This window comes from Streptomyces sp. NPDC048643 (genome assembly GCF_040650615.1).
Lineage (GTDB): Bacteria > Actinomycetota > Actinomycetes > Streptomycetales > Streptomycetaceae > Streptomyces.
In genome coordinates, this window is record NZ_JBEZHO010000005.1 from 169,438 (window position 1) to 190,495 (window position 21,058).

Below are 21,058 nucleotides of genomic sequence, written 5' to 3' on the forward strand. Positions count from 1 at the left end.
TCCTTTCGTCGCCGGTGCTCGGTGACGACCGCCTTCCCCGCGTGGCCTGGATGCTCACCTGCCGTGAGGCACAGGCCCGGACCGATACCGCGCGTCCCCGGCCGGGTCAGGCGGTCGCGAGGGACACCTCGGTCGACTTGATCAGGGCGACGACCGACGAGCCGGGCGCGAGCGCCAGGTCGGTGACCGCGTCCTTGGTGATGGCCGCCGTCAGTTCGCCCCCGTCGACGGTGACCTTGACGGTGGCCATCGCTCCGCCCGTGGCGACGTCGCTGACCGTGCCGGGCAGCTGGTTGCGGATGGACAGGCCCTCGACAGGGCCGGTGGCGAGCGCGACCTCGGTGGACTTCATCATGGCGCGCACCGGCGACCCCTCGGCGAGCCCCAGGTCCTTGACGGCCTCCAGCGTGATCGCCGCGGTGAGGTCCCGGCCGCCGTCCAGGCGCACCTTCACGGTCGCCATCACCTCGCCGGTGGTGACAGCGGTGACGGTGCCGGGAATCTGGTTGCGGATGCTCAGGCTCATGACGAAACGCCTCACAGTGGGAGGTGGGGGACGGGAGAACGGGTGCTTTGCGGGTTTTTGTGTCCGCGCCGCACCCCCAAGCTAGCCGCTTCGGCGGGGCCCGTCGGGACCTGCCTCGCATCCGCCACCTGTGTGTTGCCCTGCCCTCGCACATGAGGGACAGCCGTCGGCCGGGCCAGAGGCGGGGAGTCCGCGCAGCCTGTCGAAGAAGCACGGCCGGTCGATCCGGTGAGACCAACCGGCCGTACCTCCCCCGCTTCGCCCCGACGACTACGCCGCCACCACGTCGGCGACCACGCAACTGACGTTGTCGGGGCCGCCGAACCCGTTGGCGAGGCCGACGAGTTCGCGGACCGCGTGGTCGGGATCGGGCACCTCGGTGAGGACCCGGCGCAGTTCACCGATCTCCACGACGGCGGACAGTCCGTCGGAGCAGAGCAGATAGCGGTCACCCGGCCGGGCGTCGTGCAGGCGCAGGTCGGGCGTGCCGTCGGACCCGTGACCGAGCGCCCGGAGCAACAGCGCTCGCTGCGGGTGGGAGACGGCCTCTTCAGGGGTGATGCGCCCGTCGTCCACCATCGACTGGACCATCGTGTGGTCGTGGGTGATCTGGAACAGCTCGCCCTCGCGCAGGAGATGGGCCCGGGAGTCGCCGATGTGGACGAGGGCCAGTTGCGAGCCCGTCCAGAGCATCGCGGTGAGCGTGGTGCCGGACCCCGCTGCTGACGAACCATCACCGGCTACGCCGTTGACGGCGGACTTGGCCTGCTCGACGGCCTCTTCGAGGACGTTGAGGAGATCACCCGCGGCGAACCCCGCGGTTTCGAGCGGTTTGAGCGCCTCGACGGCGGCCGCGCCGGCCGTGGCGCCCGCACGGCCGAAGCCGTCGGCGACCGCGAGCAGACGGGAACCGGCGTACGCGGTGTCCTGGTTGCTCTCCCGGACGAGGCCGGTGTCGGACAGCGCGGCGTAACGGATGCTCAGGGGCTGGGTGTTGGCGGACATGGCGGGGTCCTTCCGTGACAGGTGGTCGACGAGGAAGGAGGCGAGATCGCGCCGGGCCGCGGTGTCGGCCTCGACTTCGGCCCAGTACCGCCGGATCTCCGGCACCGCCTCGGACGGCTCCAGCGCGCAGACGTGCTGGATGCGGGCCAGGGGCATTCCCAGACGCCGGAGCCACGCGACCATCCGTGCCTGGTCCAACTGCTCGGGCGCGTAGAGCCGGTAGCCGGACACCGGGTCGACACGCTCGGGCGGGAGCAGACCGAGTTCGTCGTAGAGACGCAGTGCCTTCGGCGAGAGCCGGGACGCCTTCGCGAACGTCCCGATGGTCAGCAACCGCATGCTCGTTCCTCCTCGAACCGGGCACCTCGCCCGGCCTCGCCGATGCTGTGGCCTCACCCAAGGTGAAGGTCAACCATGGCGTCCGCGACGGGTGACACGTGCCCTGAGCGGGCCGGCCGTGACCGAGGCGCGGACGCCGTCGCTCAGGGCTGGTGCAGCCAGACCCGGAGCGAGCCGATCGGTTCTAAGCCGTGGCGAACGGCGGCCGTCAGGTCCTCGCCGTGCTCGTAGCCGACCACGGGAAGCGCGGGGAACAGACGGTGGGTCGCGGTGAGCGCGAAGGACCAGGCCGCGTCGGGGCCGCCCTCGCGGGCGAAGACGTTGGAGACGCCGACCACGTCGTCACTGCGGCTCGCCACCGCACCGGCCACCACCCGGCCGTCGGCGGAGCGCCCGACGAGGACGGTGGTGGCGGGATCGTCGAGCAGTTCCGGCCGGAAGACGTCCTGGTTGCCGTCCCCGTCGTCCCAGGCGAGCGCCCAGGCCCGCAGTGCGTCGGGGTCGGCCGCCACGTCCGCGCTGAGATCCGACGCGACGGCCGGCGCACCCGCCGGACGATGGATCCACCGAGCCTCGAACAGGACCCGGAACCCGGCCCGGCCGAGATCGAGGTCGCCGAAGCTGTCCTTGACGGACGCACCGGGCGAACGGGTGTCGATCCGCGCCGCCACCACTTCGGGGTCGGCGCCGGGCTCCAGCGTCACCGCGTCGGGATAGAAGGGCGGCGTACGTTCGGGAGCCGTCCAGGAACCCGGCCCGAAGGCGCTCGTCAGGCCGTGGGATCGGCTCATGGCCGCGCACCATTCGGCGTTGTTGCGGGCAGCGGCCCGGACCAGGAACTGCTCGGACGTCGTCACGAGTGTCGATCATGGTCGCTTCGGAGCGGTCCGTCGAGTGGATTTCACCGTCCTCCTGAGGGCTGCCCCCCCGGTGATGGCGGAGGACGCTTCCGGGAGTGCCCAAGTTGCCTTCGAGCCCACTCGAAGGTGTTGGCTGGTGGAAGAAACACCGCGACGCGATGATCGTACGGGTGACGTCTTTCCTTGAGGAGTACACCATGACGCAGAAGATCTGGTTCATCACCGGTGCCTCACGCGGCTTCGGCAGGGAGTGGGCCATCGCCGCGCTGGAACGCGGCGACTCGGTGGCCGCGACGGCGCGTGACCTCTCCACGCTGGGTGATCTTCGCGAGAAGTACGGAGAGCGGCTGCTGCCCCTGCGTCTCGACGTCACGGACCGTGACGCCGACTTCGCCGCCGTGCAGCAGGCGCACGAGCGGTTCGGGCGCCTGGACGTGGTGGTCAACAACGCCGGCTACGGCCACTTCGGGCTGGTCGAGGAACTGACCGAGGCGGAGGCCCGCGCACAGCTGGAGACGAACCTGTTCGGCGCCCTGTGGGTCACCCAGGCGGCGCTGCCGTTCCTGCGCGAGCAGGGGAGTGGTCACATTCTTCAGGTCTCCTCCATCGGAGGCATCAGCGCCTTCCCGCTGGTCGGCATCTACCACGCGTCGAAGTGGGCGCTCGAAGGCATGAGTCAGGCGCTGGCACAGGAAGTGGCGCCGTTCGGGATCAACGTCACGCTGATCGAGCCCGGCGGGTTCGCCACCGACTGGGCGGGCTCCTCGTCGAGCACGTCCGAGCCGCTGCCCGCGTACGCCGACTTCCACAAGGAGGTGCAGGAGCAGCGACGCAAGCGTGTCGGCACGCCGGGCGATCCGGCCGCGTCCGCCGCGGCCGTCCTGGAGATCGTGGACGCCGACGAGCCGCCGCTGCGCTGCTTCTTCGGCTCGGCGCCGCTGGGCATCGCCAAGGCCGACTACGAGCAGCGTCTCGCCGTGTGGGAGAAGTGGCAGCCGGTGGCCGAGCTGGCGCAGGGCTGAGCGTGGGGGAGGCCGGCTCGTGGGCCGCGCCTGTCTTTCCCCCCCACACACACACGGAATCGGCCCGCACACGAGGAAGAGGGCCGACCGGATGCATCCGGTCGGCCCCCTTCAGGGATGGCACTGTGCGGTCAGGAGCGGTGGCTCTGGTAGTACTCGCCGACCTGCTCGTGATAGCCGGCGTCGCCCACGTGCTTGTCCTTGTCGAACTCCGGAGAGTCCTTGATCTGGGCCTTGGTGAGCGCCACGAAGATCTTCCGCTCGGCCTGGTCGACCGTCTGGACGGTGCCGGCCGGCAGCAGTACGTGCTTGCCGAAGATCCACACGCCGGTGTCGACGACGAGGTAGGAAGAGTTGACGTCGTCCGAGTGCTTGTCGACCTTCCCGATGCTCCCGTCGGTGGCCTCGACCTTGAATCCGATCAGGTCGGTGCCCGCGGTGTACCCGGTGGTCGGCTGATAGCCCCAGATGTTGTCACTCATAAAACGGCTCCCTCAAGAATTCCTCGACACTCCGCAGAAGAACAACGGAGTCGTACAAAGCGTCATACATATTCGATGACGTTTCCTCGAAGCGTCGAGTGCCCAGGGTGCCGGACTCCACACACCCGTTCCGAGAATTTCGACATCTGCTCCTGGACCGCTGGCCGACGGGTCGCGCCTGCCGCCCGTTCCTAAAGGTCAGGGCGTGAGAGCGGATCGATCTGCACTCCCCGATCTTCTTATTCGTCTCCTACGGAAATCGAGGTGACGAAGATTTCATTCATCATCTTCGCCGGTTCCGTGTTTGAGGATCCGCTGCCGGGTGACCCAGGAGATGAATCAATTCGCGAGAAGGACAGGGTGTGAGTGGTTGTGGCTGCGGACGAGAAGGCTCAGGCCAAGGGCGAGCAGGCCAAGGGCAAGGCCAAGAAGGTTGTCGGCGGTGCGGTGGGCAACGAGTCCATGAAGGCCGAGGGGCACGCCGAGGAGTCCAAGGGCGACCTGCGCGCGGCCAAGGAGAAGGCCAAGGACGCCATCAAGCCCAAGTCCAAGTAAGGCCGACCCGAGCGGTACCGGCCCGACGGATCCCGGCAGCCCATCCTCATGGGCTGCCGGGATCCGCGCTGTCGTGGCCGGATACGGTTCGCCCGTGAGCGACGACGCGAAGGTGGGCGGGGCGCGGTGGGAGTCGGCGCACCGGGCCGCGTACGGCTGCGGGGCCTGGGAACGGGCCCGTCATCAGGCGGATGTGCTGGTCGCCTGGCACACGGAGCGCGCTGCGGGCTTCGGCGCGCCGGCGCCCGATGGGCAGCGGGTGCAACCGGCCCCGCGTGTGAAGTGGCCGTGGGGGAGCGGCAGCACAGAGAACACGATGGGCCTCGTGCTGTGGCGGCTCGCCCACGAGACCGGCGTGCTGGTCGACCAGCTCCTGCTGACCGACGCCGTACGGTACTGCGAACCGGGGGCCACGTCCCTGCCCGCGGGTCCGCTGCCCGACGAGGCGCGCGCCGGTGGGATCGGCGTCGGCAGCGCCGAGTCGGTGGCGGGGATCGGCCCGGTACTGCGGGCCCATGTCGCGGACGGGGCGGCGCGATTCCCTCACCGCACGGCTGGGCGGATGACGGTCGGCCTGCGCGTCCGGGAACTGCGGGCGACGCCGGACTGGGAGGGCGGCGACTGGCCGGCGGCACTGACCCTGGCACGGAGGGCCATGCGGCGGGCGGACGACCTGCGGGAGCAGGGGGCGTGGCAGCCCACCGAGCGGGAACGAGCGGTCGCGGCACGGACCCGCCTGGATCGTGAACCGACCGGCGAAGCAACCCGGTTGAGATCCCCGACTCCCGCCTGGACGGCGCGGGCACGTCGCCTGGTGCACCTCGCCCTCGTCCTGGCCGACGCCGCCGACTCGCTGCCGAGCGACGACGGATCCGCCCCGGGCCCAGCGGCGCAGGCACTCTCCGCCACGGCCGACGCGTGCGTCCTGCTGCGGGCCGGCACCCAGGAGATCGAGCACCTGTGGGCGGCCGAGCCGCAGGCGCCGGCGGATCCCGGCGCCTGGGAGCTCTGTCACGTCCCGGAGGCGCTGCGGAGCCAGATCGAGGAGACGGAACTTCTCGTCCGGGCGGCCGAGGTCTTCCTGTGGATGCTGGCGTGCGGCTGACCGGCGCGCGTGCGGGCAGGCCGGGCAGAGGCGCTCCGCGCGACGCTGGACCGGGGTTCGTGCTCGGCGTCCCCGTCGGTGCGCGCGGATCTCAGTAGAAGTCGTCCCTTCGTTCGGAGGGATGAGCGGCGTCACGCCGCTGCTGCTGGAGTCGGGCAGCAGCGGTCGCCGCAATCTCCCGCAGATGTGCCTGACTCTGCAGCGTCATCATCGACCCGAGCGCGTGCCGTCCGGTCAGCGGATTGTCCACGCAGGCCCGGTACAACGCGGCGGCGCTGCCGGAGTCCTGGTACAGAGTGCGGTAGATCTCGGCGGCACGGTACTGGCCGTAGGGGTGGTCGCGTGCGGCGGCGGCGAGGAACTGCTCCAGGGCGTGCACGGCCGGGGTGCGGGTCACCGGCAACAGGCGTTCGAGATAGAGGTCGCCGAGGGCGAGCATGGCCTCGGGCTCACCCAGTGCCGCCGCGACGCGATACCAGCGGCCCGCCTCGTCGTACGACTGCCCGATGCCGGCCTCGGGGCAACCGCGCTGGTGGAGCGAGGCGAGGTAGTAGGCGGCGCGTGGCGAACCGCTGCTCCGCCGCAGGTGCGGCACGGCGCTCGCGTACCGCCCCTGCACGTAGTCGACGTGCCCCAGGAGTTCGACCGCGGCCTCGTGGCCCACGTCGGCCGCCGCTCCCAGGAAGGAGGCCGCGGCATCGCGGTACCGGTCGTCGTTCCAGCAGCGGAGACCGATCCGGTAGTACTCCTCCGCGGTGGTCGGTTCGCGTCCGTCCACGGTGAAGTTGTTCCCCTGCCACAGCACCATGCCGCCGCCCCCCTCGTGTCACGGGTCGTGCCGCGGCGGTCGCCCGCCGAGTCATGAGCACGCGGCCATTGTGCCGCAGCCCCGTTCAGTGGAGGGCTCGTGGATCACGGGCGCTCTCCTCTGCGACGCGAGGAAGCGGGTGCGCGTGTTCGGGTGGCGCGGGGTGGGCTGCCGGCTTACAGTATGATTGATCTTGAGCTGGTCGGCGGAAGTCGCCTCGGCTCACGATGCGTTGGTGGTCCAAGGAAAGACGTCCCGCTTCCTGCGGGGAGATGCAGGTGCAAGGCCTGCCCGGCGCTCTGTTGAAGACCCCGTCCCGCCTGCGCGGGGCGGGGTCTTCTCCTTGACGGGTGCGAACGGGCCGTCGTCGGCGTCAGACCCGTGTCTCCTCCGGGACCCTCGTGTGGCGAAGGCATGAGGCCACGACCACGAACGGCCACAGGGACTGAACGCCCGTCACGAAGCGCTCCGCGACGCCGAGGTCGCCGTGGCGTTGGGTCTCGACGAGGAACCAGGCCGCTCCGGCCACCATGACCGCCGTCGCGGTGACCGACGGGACGCGTCGGAGAGCCCAGGGCGCGGTCTTGCTGCCGTCCGCGGACAGGACGGGCCACAGCGCCAGGAGCGCGAACCCGATGGCGGCAGCCGTGCCGTGGCGCAGCGAACCGCCGCTGATCGGGGCGGGGAGCAGGGCCAGCACCAGGGCCGTCACGCCACCGCCGGCCAGCGCCAGTCGGCCGGGCACGGCCACGGACCGCAGCCCCCAGGCGGTGAGGAGATGGCAGATGCCCAGCGCGAGCAGGGCGCCGGTCATCACCCAGAAGCCGGACTCGCCGTAGGCCGCGAGGACGCTGATCGTCTGGGTGACCGGATCGTAGGCGGGCCCGACCAGATGGGCCCCGAGGACCCAGCCGGCGGTGAACAGAACGGGGGCACACCCCGACGAGAGAAGAACCCATCTCGGTACATTCGACACCGAACAAAGATATAAGGCGCAAACCGGCGTAAAGCGCTTTGGTGGTCTTCGGTGTCGCGGCCGTCTGTCGCGGGGTGGCTCGTCCGTCGCCGTCGACCGCTCGTGTCGCCGAGAGCGTGCGAGGTCGGGGAGGGCGGGTTGTCGCCCGGTGACCTGTCCGGACAAGTGGGGGCTCACGTCTTCACCTGCCGCTGGAGATTTCGACGTGTACTGGTCACCTGTTCTTGGTCAATCAACCCCCATGGAAACTTATGTTCGCGGTCAAGCAATGGGCAAGAACAGTAACGGAGGACGTTGTGTCCCTGGATGCTCGTAGGGCTCGTCGGTTCGCCGCTCCCTCGGCCGCCGCAGTCGCGGCCGCGGTGGTGACGATGGTGGTCAACCCGACGCTGGGCGCGTCGGCTTCGGCTCCGCAGGCCACGGCCAAGGCGAAGACCCCGACCGCGAAGAACGTCATCTTCATCAACGGTGACGGCATGGGCGCGGCCGCGCGCCAGGCCGCTCGTCTGCACCTCACCGGTCCGGGGGGCCGGCTCGCGATGGACAAGCTGCCCGTCTCGGGCCAGCTGACCACCGAGCCGGACGACCCGAAGGCCGTCGTCACCGACTCGGCCGCCGCGGCGACCGCGTGGGCCACGGGCGAGAAGACCTACAACGGCGCGATCAGCGTCGACGTGGACGGCAACCCGCTGGCCACGCTCGGCCAGCAGGCGAAGGCGGCAGGCAAGGCCACCGGCCTGGTCACCACCGCGCAGGTCACCGACGCGTCGCCGGCGGCGTTCTTCTCGAACACCGCCAACCGCTCGGCGCAGGACGAGATCGCCCGTCAGTACATCGAGGTCTCCAAGCCCGACGTCATCCTCGGTGGCGGCGAGGACTGGTGGCTGCCCGCGGGCAGCGCGGGCGCCTTCAAGGACCAGCCCGCCGAGGACCCGTCCGAGGCCAGCAAGGGCACCAAGGGCGACCTCGTCAAGAAGGCCAGGAAGGCCGGCTACGCGTACGTCAACAGCGCGGACCAGCTCAGCCGAGCCAAGAACGGCAAGCTCCTGGGCCTCTTCGCCAACGAGGAGATGTTCCAGCAGCGCTCCGAGGGCCAGGGCGACGTGTACAGCCCCGTGGTCGGCCTCTCGACCATGACCGGCAAGGCCCTGGGCACGCTGGACAAGAACAAGAAGGGCTTCTTCCTCATGGTCGAGGAGGAGGGCGTGGACGAGTTCGCCCACGCCAACAACGGCGCCCGCCTCCTGCAGTCCATGCAGGAACTCGAGAAGACCGTCGCCGTGGCCCGCGCCTACGTCGCCACGCACTCCGACACCCTGCTGGTCATCACCGGTGACCACGAGACCGGCGGTCTGGCCGTCGAGGAGTCGGACGCCGCCGACGAGTCCGGCACCGGCGTCTCCGCCGAGGACGGCCCGTTCAGCATCCGCGGCAGCGAGAAGAACTTCTACATCGACTGGACCACGTCCGGTCACACCGGAGTCGACGTACCGGTGACGGCGGTCGGCCCCCTGTCGGACCGCTTCACCGGCAAGCACCCCAACACCCACGTGTACGACGTGCTGAGCCAAGCCCTGACGCGCCGCTGAACGACACCGTGACAGCCGGAGCCCCGCGGCCGTCCAGCCGCGGGGCTCCGGGATCGACCGGTCTGTCGATGAGCGCCGGTCAGACGGGGATGCGGCCGCAGAGCCAGTTGCCGGGTTCCTTCGGGTCGTCGCTGATCCAGAACTGGCGCCAGAGCGTCGCGAACTCCTCGCGGCTGAGGTGGCCGTCGCCGTTCAGGTCGAGCAGCTCGAAGACGCCTGTCATGTCGACGGGCAGCCCGTTCCAGGTCTCGACGAGGCGGCGGTGCTCCTCCGGCGAGATCCGGCCGTCCCCGTTGGTGTCGACGGCGTCGAAGACCGTGTCGGCGGTCGCGTCGACGGCATCCGTCATCGCGGGCAACTGGTCGACGAGGGAGAGCAGTTCGCTCAGGTCGACCGTCCCGTCCCCGTTGGCGTCACCGGTTTGCAGCAGGGCCGCCCACCAGCCCATCAGAAGGGTTTCCACCCGCGTACGCAGTTGGGTACCGGGCTCCACGCCCGGCAGTCTGCTCCAGCGGCCGACCAGTGCCGCGAAGTCGTCCTCGCGCAGATAGCCGTCGCCGTCCGCGTCGAACGCGGCGAACATCCCCCTGAGCTTTCGCTCCTGAAACGCACTGGCCATGAGCGGCCTCCTTCGACGCCGAACCGAACCACGAACCGCCCGCCGCGACCGTCCCACGGGTGCCGACAGTCGCCCCTGTCTGACGGTGCCTCAGGCGTGTCCCCACGATAGGTCGCGGGTCGGCCGCGCCTCCACGAGCACATCTGCGCGAACGATCACCCGCCGACTGGCAGGCCGCCGCTCACACCCGCCCGGGTCGGTCCCGCCGCGCGCTGAAGGACCTGCCCGGTCAGGGATTGACCCAGGCGTCCGGGGTGGTGGTCAACGCCGAGACGCTGGCGGGCAGTTGGGCCGACGCGACATCGGCGAGGGACACGCCCTCCAGGATCTCGCGCACGTTGGAACGCAGGGCGATCCACAGGGGCAGCAGTGACTCCGCGGGGCCGGTGTAGGACAACTCCGGCGGGCGGACTCCGCGGACGGAGACCAGGGGTCCGTCCACCGTGCGTATGACGTCGGCGATGCTGATGGACTCCGCCGCCTTGGCCAGCCGGTAGCCGCCGTTGCCGCCGCGCTGGCTCAGCACGAGGCCGCCCCGGCGCATGTCGTTCAGGATGCCTTCGAGGAACTTGTGCGGGATGTCCTGGGCGTCCGCGATGGCCTCGGCCTTGAGCGGCCCGCCGTCCCGTGACGCGGCGAGCTGGAGCGCGGCACGGATCGCGTAGTCCGCCCTGGCTGAAATCCGCATGGGTGCATTATCCCGTATGGCCTCGGAGTCTGTCCCCGCGGCCTCAGTCGTCGCCGTGCGCGTCCCGCCGGTCGGGCGGTGCCACGGGGTTTCTCGGTCAGAAGGGCAGGGAGAACGGAGGGTGCGCTCCGTTCAGGAAGTAGTCCCCGACGTCGCGGACCCGGTGGGCGACCGGCTCGTACAGGGTGTGGGTCCGCGCGTTGCGCCAGAAGCGGTCGAAGCCGAGCCGCGAGGAGGTCGCGCGGGGGCCGATGACGTCGAGGGCGCGAGCGGTGGACTCCTGTGCCGCCCCGGAGGCGGCGGCCTCGGCCATGGCCACCAGGACGGAGATCTCCGCGCACTCGTCGTAGGTGAGGTCTTCCCCGTGCGCCAGGCCGACGTGCACGGCCGCCAACGCCTGGGCGGCCAGGGCGGACGCGGAGCGCACGAGGACGGTGAGCTCGCCGAAGACCGTCAGCACATGCGGGTCCTGTGGCGAACCGACCGGCCAGGCGGGGTGCCAGACGGAGTAGCCCGCCCTGCTGTACTCGCGCGCCTCGGCGAGCACGCCTTCGGCCATGCCGAGCAGGAGCTGGACGGAGAGGAGGCGTCCGACCGGGGAGGAGAGGGCTGTCAGGGGTGACAGGACGTCCTCGTCCGCGGACAGCGAGCCGAGCACGTCGCGGGTGGCGACCGGAACGCCGTCGAACTCCACGCTGCCCCCGGCCGCGAGCCGCTGGCCGAAGGTGTCGGCGTCGGCGTCGATCCGCACGCCGTGATGGGCGGGGTCGACGGTGACGGCGAGTGGTTCGCCGGTGTCGGACCGCTCCGCCCGCACCGCCAGCCGGTCGGCGACGAGGACGCCGGTGGCATAACTCTGCCGACCGTTGAGGACGTAGTGGCCGCCCTTCCTCGCCAGGGTCAGCGACGGTTCCTGCCGGGCGAAGCCGCCGGCCCAACACCCCTGCTCGTCGGCCGACTTGCGCTGTGCAGGAGTCCTGCGGTGCGGCTGGGGCTGCGGGCTGGCGGCGGACTGGGAGAAGTGCCGGGCGCTCCAGGACAGGAAGTAGTGACAGCCGAGCAGTTGACCGATCGCGCCGTCGGCGGCGGCGATCTCCCGGACCACGGCGTAGGCCGTCGACCAGTCACCGCCTCCGCCGCCCGACTCGGCCGGCAGGAGCAGCGCCAGCAGTCCCGACTCACGCAGGCGGGACACCTCGTCGAACGGGATCTTCCCGGCCTGCTCCCTGGCTACCGCGTCCGTGGCCAGATCGTCGGCCGTCTCGCGAGCGACATGCAGCCAGTGGGCGCGATCGGGACCGGTTCCGTCGGATTCCGGCTCGGCTCCGGACGGCGCGGTGGCGGGGCCCATGGCGATGGTCTCCTCAAGTTCGGCGTCACGATGTGGTGTTGGGGCTCGTGCGGGTCGGGTGATACGTGCGCGAGGCCCACCGTGCTCCGTACGGCGACGATCCTTCGCGCGGCCGACAGGACGGTCCCGGTGGGGACGTCGAACGCGAGGGGAGCATTGCCGCCCGTGCTCTTCGAAGCGAGGGCGAGTTCGCATACGTCCCGCTCGGAGACCCGGTGAGGGAGCGATAGGCGAAAGGCGCCGCACCAGGGGTGCCGCGCGAGAGTCGAGGCCGCGAGGCGGTCCGTTCGGACCCCGGGTCGCGGCCGAGCGCGTGTGCCGGGAGTGTGCCCTAGGCGCGACAGCAGGCGGTGCTGGCGACGCGGCCAAAGTCGATATGCCGACGACGTACGAGTCGTAGCTGCATAGGGGGCATGTACATCATCCTGCGCAGTCGGCGGGCGGGCCGTCAATATATTCCTAGTAAATCGATAGGGAATGTAGGGAACGCAACACCGGAGGGTGCTCCGGACCCGGCGGCAGGCTGCGGCCTGCCCTGGCCTGGGGCATTCTGGCCGAAAGCCGCCCGGGTGGCGTGAGCGAAAGGCACCACTGTGACGAGTGAGGACACCCCGAGGGCGACGGGGCACGGCGGGGTCGTCGCCCCCCTGGCTCACATGACCGCCCGCAGCCCCGACGAGCCGCACCGGGTCGCCACCCCGCTGGAGCTGCTGTTCGACCTGTGCTTCGTCGTCGCGGTCGCGCAGGCCGGCGCGCGCCTCGTCCACGCCCTGGCCGAAGGCGATCCCGGGCACGGCGTGACCGGCTATCTCTTCGTCTTCTTCGCCATCTGGTGGGCCTGGGTCAACTTCACCTGGTTCGCCTCCGTCTACGACTGCGACGACGTCCCGTACCGGATCGCCACCCTCGTGCAGATGGCCGGTGTCCTCGTCCTTGCCGCCGGAATCCCCCGCGCCTTCGACGACGCGCAGTACGCCGTCGCCATCACCGGCTACCTGATCATGCGGTTCGCGCTCACCCTGCAATGGCTGCGCGCGGCCCACGGCGAGACGGGCGCGGCGAGAACGGCGGCCCTGCGCTATGCCGCGGGCCTCGTCGTCGTGCAGGTCGGCTGGGTCGTGCTGCTGCTCCTGCCCGACGCGGCGTGGGCCTGGGGATTCGTCCCGCTGGCGATCGCGGAACTACTCGTGCCCGCCTTCGCCGAGCACCGTCACCGGACCCCCTGGCACCCGCACCACATCGCCGAACGCTACGGCCTCTTCACGATCATCGTGCTCGGTGAGACCATCTCGGCCGCCACGGTGGCCGTGCAGTCGACGCTGGACGAATCAGCGGCCCTGGACGAGCTGCTCCCGATCGCGGCCGGCGGGCTCGTCCTCGTCTTCGCCGCCTTCTGGATCTACTTCGCCGTCCCGATCCACCAGTACCTGACCTCCAACCGGCAGGCGTTCCTCTGGGGTTACGGCCAGTACCTCATCCTGGGCTCCGCCGCGGCGATCGGCGCCGGCATCGAAGTCGCCGTCGAGCAGGCCACCCACCACGCGCACCTCTCCACGCTCGCCGCCTCCCTGGCCGTCACCCTCCCCACCGCCCTCTTCATGACGACCGTGTGGCTGGTGCACGCCCGCCATTTCAAACAGGGCACCGCCCAACAACTGGTCCTGCCGACCGGAACCGTCCTCGTCCTCGCCGCGAGCTTCGCCGGCCACTGGGCGGTCCCCCTGGCGGGCCTGGCCGCAGCCTGCACCGTCGCCGCCGGCGTCTACCTCACCGCGACGACGGTCCGCCTGCCGCGAGTGCGGTGAACCGGGCGAGGGAGGTGTCGCCCGCCTCGGCGACGACCGTTCCGAGGCGGCGGGAAATCCACGTGCCGACGTGCTGTCGTGTCCGTTACCGTCGGCCCATGAACGTCATCGGCCGAAGCAGCACCGCAACCGCGCGAGCGACCAGCTCGCCGGTTGCCGCCGTCTGACCTTCCCCTTTCCACCGGCGACCGGAAACGGCCCGTCGGTGGTTCCGTGGCGTTCAGGCTCTCCTGCCCCGGTGTCGACCCGGCGGACCCGTTGTCCGGTGCCTCCCCGCATGGACGCCAAGGAGACCCCGTCATGAACACGGAGCAGATCGTCCGCACGTTCGTCGAGTACTTCGAGGAGCGCGGGCATCGCCGCGTCACCGGCTCGACACTGCTGCCGCCGAGCGGCGACCCGGTGCTGTTCACCACCTCGGGCATGCATCCCCTCACCCCATATCTGCTGGGCCGGCCTCATCCGCTCGGCAGACGGCTGGTCAACGTGCAGCGCTGTCTGCGGACCACGGACCTGGAGGAGGTCGGCGACGACACCCACCTCACGGTCTTCGAGATGCTCGGCTCCTGGTCGCTCGGCGACTACGAGGGCCCGCAGAGCCTCGACTGGGGGCATCGACTGCTCACCGAGGGGCTGGGCATCGACCCGAGCCTGCTATACGTCACCGTCTCCGCCGGTGACCAGCAGACCGGGCCGGACACGGACTCCCTGAGACTGTGGCAGGAACGCGGGGTCCCCGTGGAACTCACCGTCGAGGACAACTGGTGGTCCAACGGACCGGTCGGACCGTGCGGCCCCGACTCGGAGATCTTCCTGTGGAGCGGCGACACCCCTCCCCGGTCGACGCCCACCCGCGACGACCGCTGGGTCGAGGTGTGGAACCACGTGATGATGCGCCATCGCCGGCTCGAGGACGGATCCCTCGTGCCCCTTCCCCAGCGCAGCGTCGACACCGGACTCGGCCTGGAACGGCTCGCCTGCCTGCTCCAGGGCAAGTCGTCCGTCTTCGACTGCGACGTCTTCGAACCCTGGCGCCGCCTCGTGCCGCCCCTGTGGCCACTGGACGAACCCTCGCTCCGTCTCGTCCTCGACCATCTGCGCTCGTCCGTCGTGGTCGTCGGCGACGGCGTGCGCCCGTCCAACACGGGACAGGGCTACGTACTGCGCCGCCTCCTGCGACGCGTGCTCACCGTGCTGTGGCGGGACGAACCGTCACGCACGCTCGGCGACCTGCCGGACGAGCTGCTCTCCCACACCCTCGACCACTTCCGTCAGGACGTGGACCCCGCCGAGGTCCGCCCGGTGCTGCTGGACGAGGAGCGCCGGTTCGGCCGTCTCATGGAGCGCGGCCGGCAACTCCTGGCCCGCCCCCGGTTCCAAGGCCCCCTGAGGGACGAGGACTTCCACTACCTGCACGACACCCACGGCCTGCCCCGGGACCTGGTCCTCAGCCTGCGGGAGGAGTGAGCGGTCGACACGGACCCTGCCGAGGGGGGCAGTTCACCGTGACAGACGTCCTCGCCTCGTCTGTCGCGCTGCGGACGTGATCTGCGCTCGTACCCACTCCGGGTCCGGGTTGACGTGGGGGCGGCCCGCGACGAGGACCGTCGGAACGGTCTCGTCGCCGTCGTTGGCCGCCCGCACCACCTCCGCACCCGCGGGGTCGCGCCAGATGTCCACCCAGTGGACCTGGCGGGAGCTACGACCCAGCCGCATGCGCAACCGCAGGCAGTACGTGCAGCCTGCCCGCCAGAAGACGACCGGACGACCGTCGACCGCGCTCCGGCGCTGCGCCTCGAGCGCACCGACCGACCGCGGAAAGACCAGGGGCGAGTGCACGCCCGCGAGCAGAACGAACACCAGCAGGAGGGCGACTGCGGGGCCGGTACTCCCGCGCAGGGCCAACCCGGTCGCCACGAGCGAGCCGAAGAGCACCGACAGGAGGGGCAGGATCCAAGCGCGCGTCATGATGCCGCAGGCTACCGCTGCGTCGCCCGCCCTGGGGACGCGAGTTGGTCCGTGGAACGGTCGCCTGTCCGTCAGGACATGGTCAGCACCATGCGGAACCGGGCGTCACCGGACAGCATCCGCTGATAGGCGTCACCCACCCCGTCCAGCGGAACGGTCTCGATCATCGGCCGGATCCCGTAGAGCGCGCTGAAGCCCATCGCGTCCTCGACGTCCTGCGACGTGCCGGACGGATGGCCGCGAACGACCCTGCCCGGAATGAGCAGTTGGGTGGGAGTGACGTCCAGGGAGGACATGTCCGCGCCCACCACGATGAGTTCGCCGCGGGGCAGCAGACCGTCGATGACGGCCGAGGTGGCCTGGGAGCTGGCGGCGGTGGAAAGCACGGCCTTGGCGCCGCCGAGAGCCTGCAACGCCTCGGAGGGGGAGCCGGCGGTGCTGTCGATGTAGTGGTGCGCTCCGAGCTGTTCGGCCAGCTCGGCCTTGGCGCCTCCGCGTGCGACGGCCACGGTCTCGAAGCCCATGGCGACCGCGTACTGGACGCCCAGATGCCCGAGACCGCCGAGTCCGAGCACGGCGACCAGGTCACCGGGGCGGGCCGAGCTGCGCCGCAGACTGTTGTAGACGGTCACGCCCGCGCACCCGAGAGGCGCCGCCTCCGTGAAGGACAGGCCGTCCGGGATCCGCGCCAGCGCGTCCTGCGGCACGATCACGGACTCGGCGAACCCGCCGTCGTAACTCCAGCCGGGAACCTTGAGGTTCTCGCAGACGATGAAGTCGCCCTGACGGCACGGCCTGCAGTGGAGGCAGCTTCCGCCGAACCAGCCCACGCCGACGCGCTCGCCGGCGGTCCAGCCCTCGTAGACGCCCTCGCCGATCTCCTCGATGCGGCCGGCGATCTCGTGGCCGGCGACGAGCGGGAAGGTCACGCCGGGCAGCCCGGCACTGATGAAGAAGGCGTCGCTGTGGCAGATCCCGCAGGCCTCGACCCGCACGCGTACGTGTCCGGGGCCCGGCTTGGGCACCTCCCGCTCGGCGATCGTGAACGGACCGTTCGCGACCTGGACCTCCGCGACTCGATAGGTGCTCATGGCATCTCCCTCGTGCATGCGTGAAACGCCCCGCTCTCCAGCGAACCAGCTCCGGCGGGATCACGCATGCCGAGACGGCCTCCAGCGCCTCTGTGCGGGGCGGCCGGGCCCGCCCCGCACACCGTGGGGCGTGTCGGCGCGTGCGGTGGTCCGGTTCCGCGCAGGGCCGGAGGTGTGCTCCTTACAGGGCCGTCAGGTCGCGGCTCTGCGGCCGGGTGAGGTGGGCGGTCAGGAGGTGGGCGTCGAGCAGGGAGACGTCGGCGGTGCGGGACGCCTGCGAGAAACCGGTGAGCATGCGTTTCGTCAGGACGAGACTCTCGGGGGATCGTCGGACGAGCGGCCTGGTCCAGGCGGCGACGGTCCGGTCGAGCTGGTCGACCGGGGCGACCTTGTGGAGGAGGCCGAGCCGATGGGCGGTGGCCGCGTCGAACACCTCGCAGGTGAGCATGAGTTCGCGGATCCTCGCGACACCGGCCTCGGAGACCAGCCGCCCCATGGCCCCTCCCCAGGCCGGTGGGAGGCCAAGGCCGACCTCCGGCATGCGGAAGCGGCAGGTGTCGGCGCCGACGCGCAGATCGCAGTACGCGGCGAGGGCGAGACCCGCTCCGACGACCTTGCCGTGCAGCCGGGCGACGGTGATGGCGTGGGTGTTCTCCAGCGCCCGGCACAGGCGCTGGGCCTTGTCCGCGATCCGGCGCATGGTGGCGCCGGTCGGGTCCGCGTCGAGCGCGGCCAGGTATTCCGTGCGGTCGGCCCCGAGACAGAAGTCCTCGCCCAGGGAGGAGAGCACCACGACGCGGACGTCGGGCCGGTCGTGCAGCTCGTCGAGCAGGGCCGTCAGGTCGTCGAGGACGGCGACGCCCAGGGTGTCGTCCAGGTGCGAGGGGTTGAGGCGCACGTGCAGGACGGGTCCGTCCTGCACGGTGCCGATGGAGCCGGGGGAGTGCTCCGGGAGCGCGGGAAGTATGTCGTTCATGCGAGGGCGACGTCCAGGTTCAGCAGGCGCCGGAAGGCGACACGAGGTGCCCTCTGCGGGCGCCGCACGAGGGTGAGGCGTGGCAGGCGTCTGACGAGTTGACGGAGAAGGGTCTGGGCCTCGAGGCGGGCCAGCGGGGCGCCGAGGCAGTAGTGGATGCCTCCGCTGAAGGCGAGGTGGGCCGGTTTGCGTAGCGGGTCGAAGCGGTCGGGATCGGGGTGCTTGGCCGGGTCCCGGTGCGCCGCTCCCACCATGAGGTGGACCATGTCGTTCGCGTGGATCTCGGCACCCTCCAGGACGCAGTCCCGCGCCGCGACCCTGCTGATCACGTGCGTGGGTGAGTCGAAGCGCAGCGCCTCCTCGACGAACGCGGGCACGATGTCCGGATCCGCGGCGACCATGTCCCACCGCTCGGGATGTTCGAGGAGCAGGAGCGTCATGGTGGACAGCAGGGTGGAGGTCGTCTCCAGCGCGGCCAGCAGGATGAACAGGACCAGCAGGTAGACGGCTTCGTCCGCCTTCTCCTGGTCCGGCTCCATGCCGTCCCACGTGGTGATCCACCGGGACACGGGGTCCTCGCCCGGATGGCGGCGCCGGTGGCGCACCACCTCGGTGAGATAGGAACGCAGTTCGGCCATGGCCGCGTCGGACTGCGCCAACTGGCTGGCGGAGGGCAGTAGTTCCTGGGTGAAGACCTGGTCGTGGGTCAGTTCGCGCAGGCGCGGCCAGTCCGCGGGCGGCAGCCCCAGCCAGTCGCCGATCGCGGCGATCGGCAGCTCCTCGCTGACCAGGGCGGCGAAGTCCGCCTCGCCGTCGCGCAGTTGCTCCTCGAGGGTGTCGATGAGCGTGTCGGTCACCCGGCTCACCGTGCGACCGATCTGCTCGATGGTTCCGCGGTCGAAGCTGCCGGCCGCTCGCCGCACCCTGGTGTGCTCCGGCGGGTTGAGCGCCGGCAGGGTGCGGCCTATCTCGCGTGAGGAGGAGGCGCTCCAGCGGGTGCGCGGTCCCTGGCTCTCGCGCCAGTTCCGGTCCGGCTCCAGCCAGTCGGAGCTGCGCAGGATCTGGTCGCAGGCGGCGAAACCGGTGACGAGGAAGCCTCCCCAGGGTGCGGGGCTGACTCCGCCTCTCGACCGGAGTTCCGTGTAGATCGGAAAGGGATCGGCTTGGCCCTCTGCTGTCCGCAGGCGGGAGAAGAGAGCGACGGCTGTCCGACGGTCGGTGGACGGTGTCGTGGCAATCCCCACGGTGGCGGCTCCTTTCTGAGCAAACGCCGCCATGCATACCCGCGGGGTGCTTGAAGCATCCAATAACACTCTGGTCTCTTGGGGTTACCTACGTCACTCGCCTCGCGTCCATGCCAGGAAGCGGCTGAAGAGTCCCCCCTTGTGCTGCGGCGCGGCGTGCGCGGCAGGACGGGCCGCGGCGGCACCGGAGGGCTGCTGGGCCGACGCGGACGTCTGCGCCGCCTGGGCGGGCAGGGAGTGCGCCTGCTGGGCCGCCGCCGAGGGGACCTGGCGGGGGGTGAAGCGGATCGGGACGGTCACCAGGGAGCGGCTCCAGGGGGCCGGCACCCAGGAGAGGTCCTTGAAGGGGACGCGCAGCTCGACGTCGGGGAGACGGTTGAGCAGCGACTCCACGGCGGTGACCGCGATCATGAACGCCGGGTCCTTGGCGGGACAGGCGTGGGGTCCCGCGCCGAAGGCGAGGTGCGCCTTGCCGCTGAGCTGCTCGCGGTGCTCGGTCAGCTTCGGGTCGGTGTTGGCGGCCGCGAAGGAGATGAGGACCGGGTCGTTGGCGTGGAGCGTCCTGCCGCCCAGTTCGACGTCCTGCGTCGGGTAGTGGGCCGCGTAGTTGGCGATCGGCGCGTAGTTCCAGAGCGTCTGGACGACGGCGTCCTCGATGGGCAGACCGGCCTGCCACTCCTCACCGAGGTACAGCGCGCTGCTGGTCCCGATGGCGGCCGCGAGCGGTGCGGTGCCGCCGGAGAGCAGGGTGACGAGCTGGTGCAGGACCTCTTCGTCGGTCAGACCCGCCGGGTGCCTCATCAGACGGGTCGTCAGGTCCTCGCCGGGCTGCCGGTGCTTGAGGGCGATCAGCTCGGCGAGTGCGCCGCCCAGCACCTCGTCCGCGCCGGGAGTGCCCTCGAAGATGCCGCTGATCCCCACGATGACACGGTCACCGATCTCGGGCGGACAGCCGAACAGGTCGCTGAACACCAGCAGCGGGAGCGGCTGGGCGTAGTCCGCCATCAGCTCGGCCTGGCCGCGGAGTTCGGTACTGAACCGGCTGATGAGGTAGTCGGCGGACTGCTGCACCTGCCGGATGAGCTGGAGTTCGTTGACGGTGGCCAGACTGTCGGTGACGGCCTGCCGGAGACGGGCGTGCGCGGCGCCGTCACTGAACAGGGCGTTGGGCCGGTAACCCATCATCGGCAGCGCCGGGCTGTCCGCCGGGACCCGCCCCTCGTTCAGCGCGTTCCAGCGACGCGAGTCGCGGACGAACCAGGCCGGGTTCTGCAGGATGTACAGGCTCGCGTCGTAACTGGTCACGAGCTCGACCTCGACACCCGGGGCGATGTCGACGGGCGCGCTGGGGCCGGCCGCGCGCAGCTCGGCGTAGTGGGCCTCGGGGTCGGAGCCGAACTCCGGGCCGAACAGCTGGACGTTGCCGTGCGCGGGGCAACCAGGCGGTATGCCGGGCGCGTTGAAGGGCTGCTGCATGGTGTGTCTCCTAGCCGAGGACTGTCATGAGGTGGGTGACGAGGGCGATGAGCGCCTGCGCGGAGGACTGCTCGTCGCGGACGTCGCAGTGCACGATGGGTGTTTCCTCGGAGAGGTTGAGTGCCTCGCGTACTTCGTCGAGCGGGTAGTCCGGTGTGTTGTCGAAGCGGTTGACGCCGACGGCGTAGGTCAGGCCGAACCGCTCGACCAGGTCCAGGATGGCGAAGCTCTCGTGGAGCCGCGTGGGGTCGACCAGCACCAGGGCACCCAGCGCGCCCCGGGACAGTTCCTCCCACATCTCCTTGAAGCGTTCCTGCCCGGGGGTCCCGAAGAGGTAGAGGACGAGCTCCTCGCTGAGGGTGAGCCGGCCGAAGTCCATGGCGACCGTGGTGGTCGTCTTGTCCGGGGTCCCCGACAGGTCGTCGAAGCCCTCGCTGGCCTCGGTGATCTCCTCCTCGGTCTGCAGCGGCTCGATCTCGGAGATGCTGCCGATGCAGGTGGTCTTGCCCACCCCGAAGTGCCCGACGATCAGTATCTTCACGGAGTTGGAGACGGCTGGATCCAGATACACGA

General features: G+C 70.5%; 21 protein-coding genes. 6 read left to right on the top strand and 15 right to left on the bottom strand.

What is annotated here, in order from left to right; translation table 11 throughout:
- Nucleotides 1–106 precede the first annotated feature (106 nt).
- From AB0C62_RS07370 to AB0C62_RS07380, 3 genes are all read right to left on the bottom strand, one after another.
- Nucleotides 107–526, bottom strand: coding sequence for a TOBE domain-containing protein (locus AB0C62_RS07370; protein WP_362970443.1), 420 nt, complete (start codon nucleotides 524–526; stop codon nucleotides 107–109).
- 270 nt (nucleotides 527–796) lie between these two features.
- Nucleotides 797–1,870, bottom strand: coding sequence for a MerR family transcriptional regulator (locus AB0C62_RS07375; protein WP_362970445.1), 1,074 nt, complete (start codon nucleotides 1,868–1,870; stop codon nucleotides 797–799).
- Nucleotides 1,871–2,013: 143 nt separating this feature from the next.
- A complete protein-coding gene (locus AB0C62_RS07380; RefSeq protein WP_362970447.1) occupies nucleotides 2,014–2,727 on the bottom strand; it encodes a hypothetical protein in 714 nt (237 codons plus the stop codon).
- A 200-nt stretch (nucleotides 2,728–2,927) separates the two neighbouring features.
- Here AB0C62_RS07380 and AB0C62_RS07385 point away from each other — a divergent pair, with 200 nt between their 5' ends.
- Nucleotides 2,928–3,752 (top strand): SDR family oxidoreductase, encoded by an 825-nt coding sequence (locus AB0C62_RS07385; protein WP_362970449.1) that lies wholly within the window; start codon nucleotides 2,928–2,930, stop codon nucleotides 3,750–3,752.
- 131 nt (nucleotides 3,753–3,883) lie between these two features.
- Here the strand turns inward: AB0C62_RS07385 and AB0C62_RS07390 are convergent, their stop codons facing one another.
- Nucleotides 3,884–4,234: a PRC-barrel domain-containing protein gene (locus AB0C62_RS07390; RefSeq protein ID WP_362970451.1), complete on the bottom strand. Its 351-nt coding sequence runs from the start codon at nucleotides 4,232–4,234 to the stop codon at nucleotides 3,884–3,886.
- A gap of 372 nt (nucleotides 4,235–4,606) precedes the next feature.
- On the opposite strand from AB0C62_RS07390, the gene AB0C62_RS07395 reads away from it, so the two are divergent.
- The gene (locus AB0C62_RS07395) at nucleotides 4,607–4,789 is read left to right on the top strand and encodes a CsbD family protein (RefSeq protein ID WP_362970453.1); all 183 of its coding nucleotides are present in this window, start codon (nucleotides 4,607–4,609) and stop codon (nucleotides 4,787–4,789) included.
- 94 nt (nucleotides 4,790–4,883) lie between these two features.
- Nucleotides 4,884–5,894, top strand: a complete 1,011-nt coding sequence (locus AB0C62_RS07400; RefSeq protein ID WP_362970455.1) for a hypothetical protein — start codon at nucleotides 4,884–4,886, stop codon at nucleotides 5,892–5,894.
- A gap of 91 nt (nucleotides 5,895–5,985) precedes the next feature.
- Here AB0C62_RS07400 and AB0C62_RS07405 read toward each other — a convergent pair whose 3' ends face one another.
- Nucleotides 5,986–6,702 carry a hypothetical protein gene (locus AB0C62_RS07405; RefSeq protein WP_362970457.1) on the bottom strand — a complete coding sequence of 239 codons (717 nt, stop codon included), beginning with the start codon at nucleotides 6,700–6,702 and terminating at the stop codon, nucleotides 5,986–5,988.
- Between the two features lie 373 nt (nucleotides 6,703–7,075).
- A complete protein-coding gene (locus AB0C62_RS07410; RefSeq protein WP_362970459.1) occupies nucleotides 7,076–7,678 on the bottom strand; it encodes a DUF998 domain-containing protein in 603 nt (200 codons plus the stop codon).
- A gap of 296 nt (nucleotides 7,679–7,974) precedes the next feature.
- Between AB0C62_RS07410 and AB0C62_RS07415 the strand changes: the two genes are divergently transcribed.
- Nucleotides 7,975–9,267, top strand: coding sequence for an alkaline phosphatase (locus AB0C62_RS07415; RefSeq protein WP_362970461.1), 1,293 nt, complete (start codon nucleotides 7,975–7,977; stop codon nucleotides 9,265–9,267).
- A gap of 79 nt (nucleotides 9,268–9,346) precedes the next feature.
- Here the strand turns inward: AB0C62_RS07415 and AB0C62_RS07420 are convergent, their stop codons facing one another.
- The 3 genes from AB0C62_RS07420 to AB0C62_RS07430 form a co-directional block, all read right to left on the bottom strand.
- Nucleotides 9,347–9,886, bottom strand: a complete 540-nt coding sequence (locus tag AB0C62_RS07420; RefSeq protein ID WP_362970463.1) for an EF-hand domain-containing protein — start codon at nucleotides 9,884–9,886, stop codon at nucleotides 9,347–9,349.
- A 229-nt stretch (nucleotides 9,887–10,115) separates the two neighbouring features.
- Nucleotides 10,116–10,574 (bottom strand): Rrf2 family transcriptional regulator, encoded by a 459-nt coding sequence (locus tag AB0C62_RS07425; RefSeq protein ID WP_362970465.1) that lies wholly within the window; start codon nucleotides 10,572–10,574, stop codon nucleotides 10,116–10,118.
- A gap of 97 nt (nucleotides 10,575–10,671) precedes the next feature.
- Nucleotides 10,672–11,925 (bottom strand): acyl-CoA dehydrogenase family protein, encoded by a 1,254-nt coding sequence (locus AB0C62_RS07430; protein WP_362970467.1) that lies wholly within the window; start codon nucleotides 11,923–11,925, stop codon nucleotides 10,672–10,674.
- 656 nt (nucleotides 11,926–12,581) lie between these two features.
- Here AB0C62_RS07430 and AB0C62_RS07435 point away from each other — a divergent pair.
- Nucleotides 12,582–13,730, top strand: a complete 1,149-nt coding sequence (locus AB0C62_RS07435) for a low temperature requirement protein A (RefSeq protein ID WP_362970469.1) — start codon at nucleotides 12,582–12,584, stop codon at nucleotides 13,728–13,730.
- 300 nt (nucleotides 13,731–14,030) lie between these two features.
- Nucleotides 14,031–15,197, top strand: a complete 1,167-nt coding sequence (locus AB0C62_RS07440; RefSeq protein ID WP_362970471.1) for an alanine--tRNA ligase-related protein — start codon at nucleotides 14,031–14,033, stop codon at nucleotides 15,195–15,197.
- A 33-nt stretch (nucleotides 15,198–15,230) separates the two neighbouring features.
- Here the strand turns inward: AB0C62_RS07440 and AB0C62_RS07445 are convergent, their stop codons facing one another.
- The 6 genes from AB0C62_RS07445 to AB0C62_RS07470 form a co-directional block, all read right to left on the bottom strand.
- The gene (locus AB0C62_RS07445; protein ID WP_362970473.1) at nucleotides 15,231–15,698 is read right to left on the bottom strand and encodes a glutaredoxin domain-containing protein; all 468 of its coding nucleotides are present in this window, start codon (nucleotides 15,696–15,698) and stop codon (nucleotides 15,231–15,233) included.
- A gap of 71 nt (nucleotides 15,699–15,769) precedes the next feature.
- Nucleotides 15,770–16,789, bottom strand: a complete 1,020-nt coding sequence (locus tag AB0C62_RS07450; RefSeq protein WP_362970475.1) for an alcohol dehydrogenase catalytic domain-containing protein — start codon at nucleotides 16,787–16,789, stop codon at nucleotides 15,770–15,772.
- 181 nt (nucleotides 16,790–16,970) lie between these two features.
- On the bottom strand, nucleotides 16,971–17,765 hold the full coding sequence (locus AB0C62_RS07455) for an enoyl-CoA hydratase/isomerase family protein (protein ID WP_362970477.1): 795 nt from the start codon (nucleotides 17,763–17,765) through the stop codon (nucleotides 16,971–16,973).
- Entirely contained in the window at nucleotides 17,762–19,009 is a 1,248-nt protein-coding gene (locus AB0C62_RS07460) for a cytochrome P450 (protein ID WP_362970479.1), read from the bottom strand. The genes AB0C62_RS07455 and AB0C62_RS07460 overlap by 4 nt, the downstream gene beginning before the upstream one ends.
- Nucleotides 19,010–19,102: 93 nt before the next feature.
- Entirely contained in the window at nucleotides 19,103–20,485 is a 1,383-nt protein-coding gene (locus tag AB0C62_RS07465) for a cytochrome P450 (RefSeq protein ID WP_362970481.1), read from the bottom strand.
- A 10-nt stretch (nucleotides 20,486–20,495) separates the two neighbouring features.
- Complete coding sequence (locus AB0C62_RS07470) at nucleotides 20,496–21,056, bottom strand: ATP/GTP-binding protein (protein WP_355876043.1); 561 nt, start codon at nucleotides 21,054–21,056, stop codon at nucleotides 20,496–20,498.
- Nucleotides 21,057–21,058 lie beyond the last annotated feature (2 nt).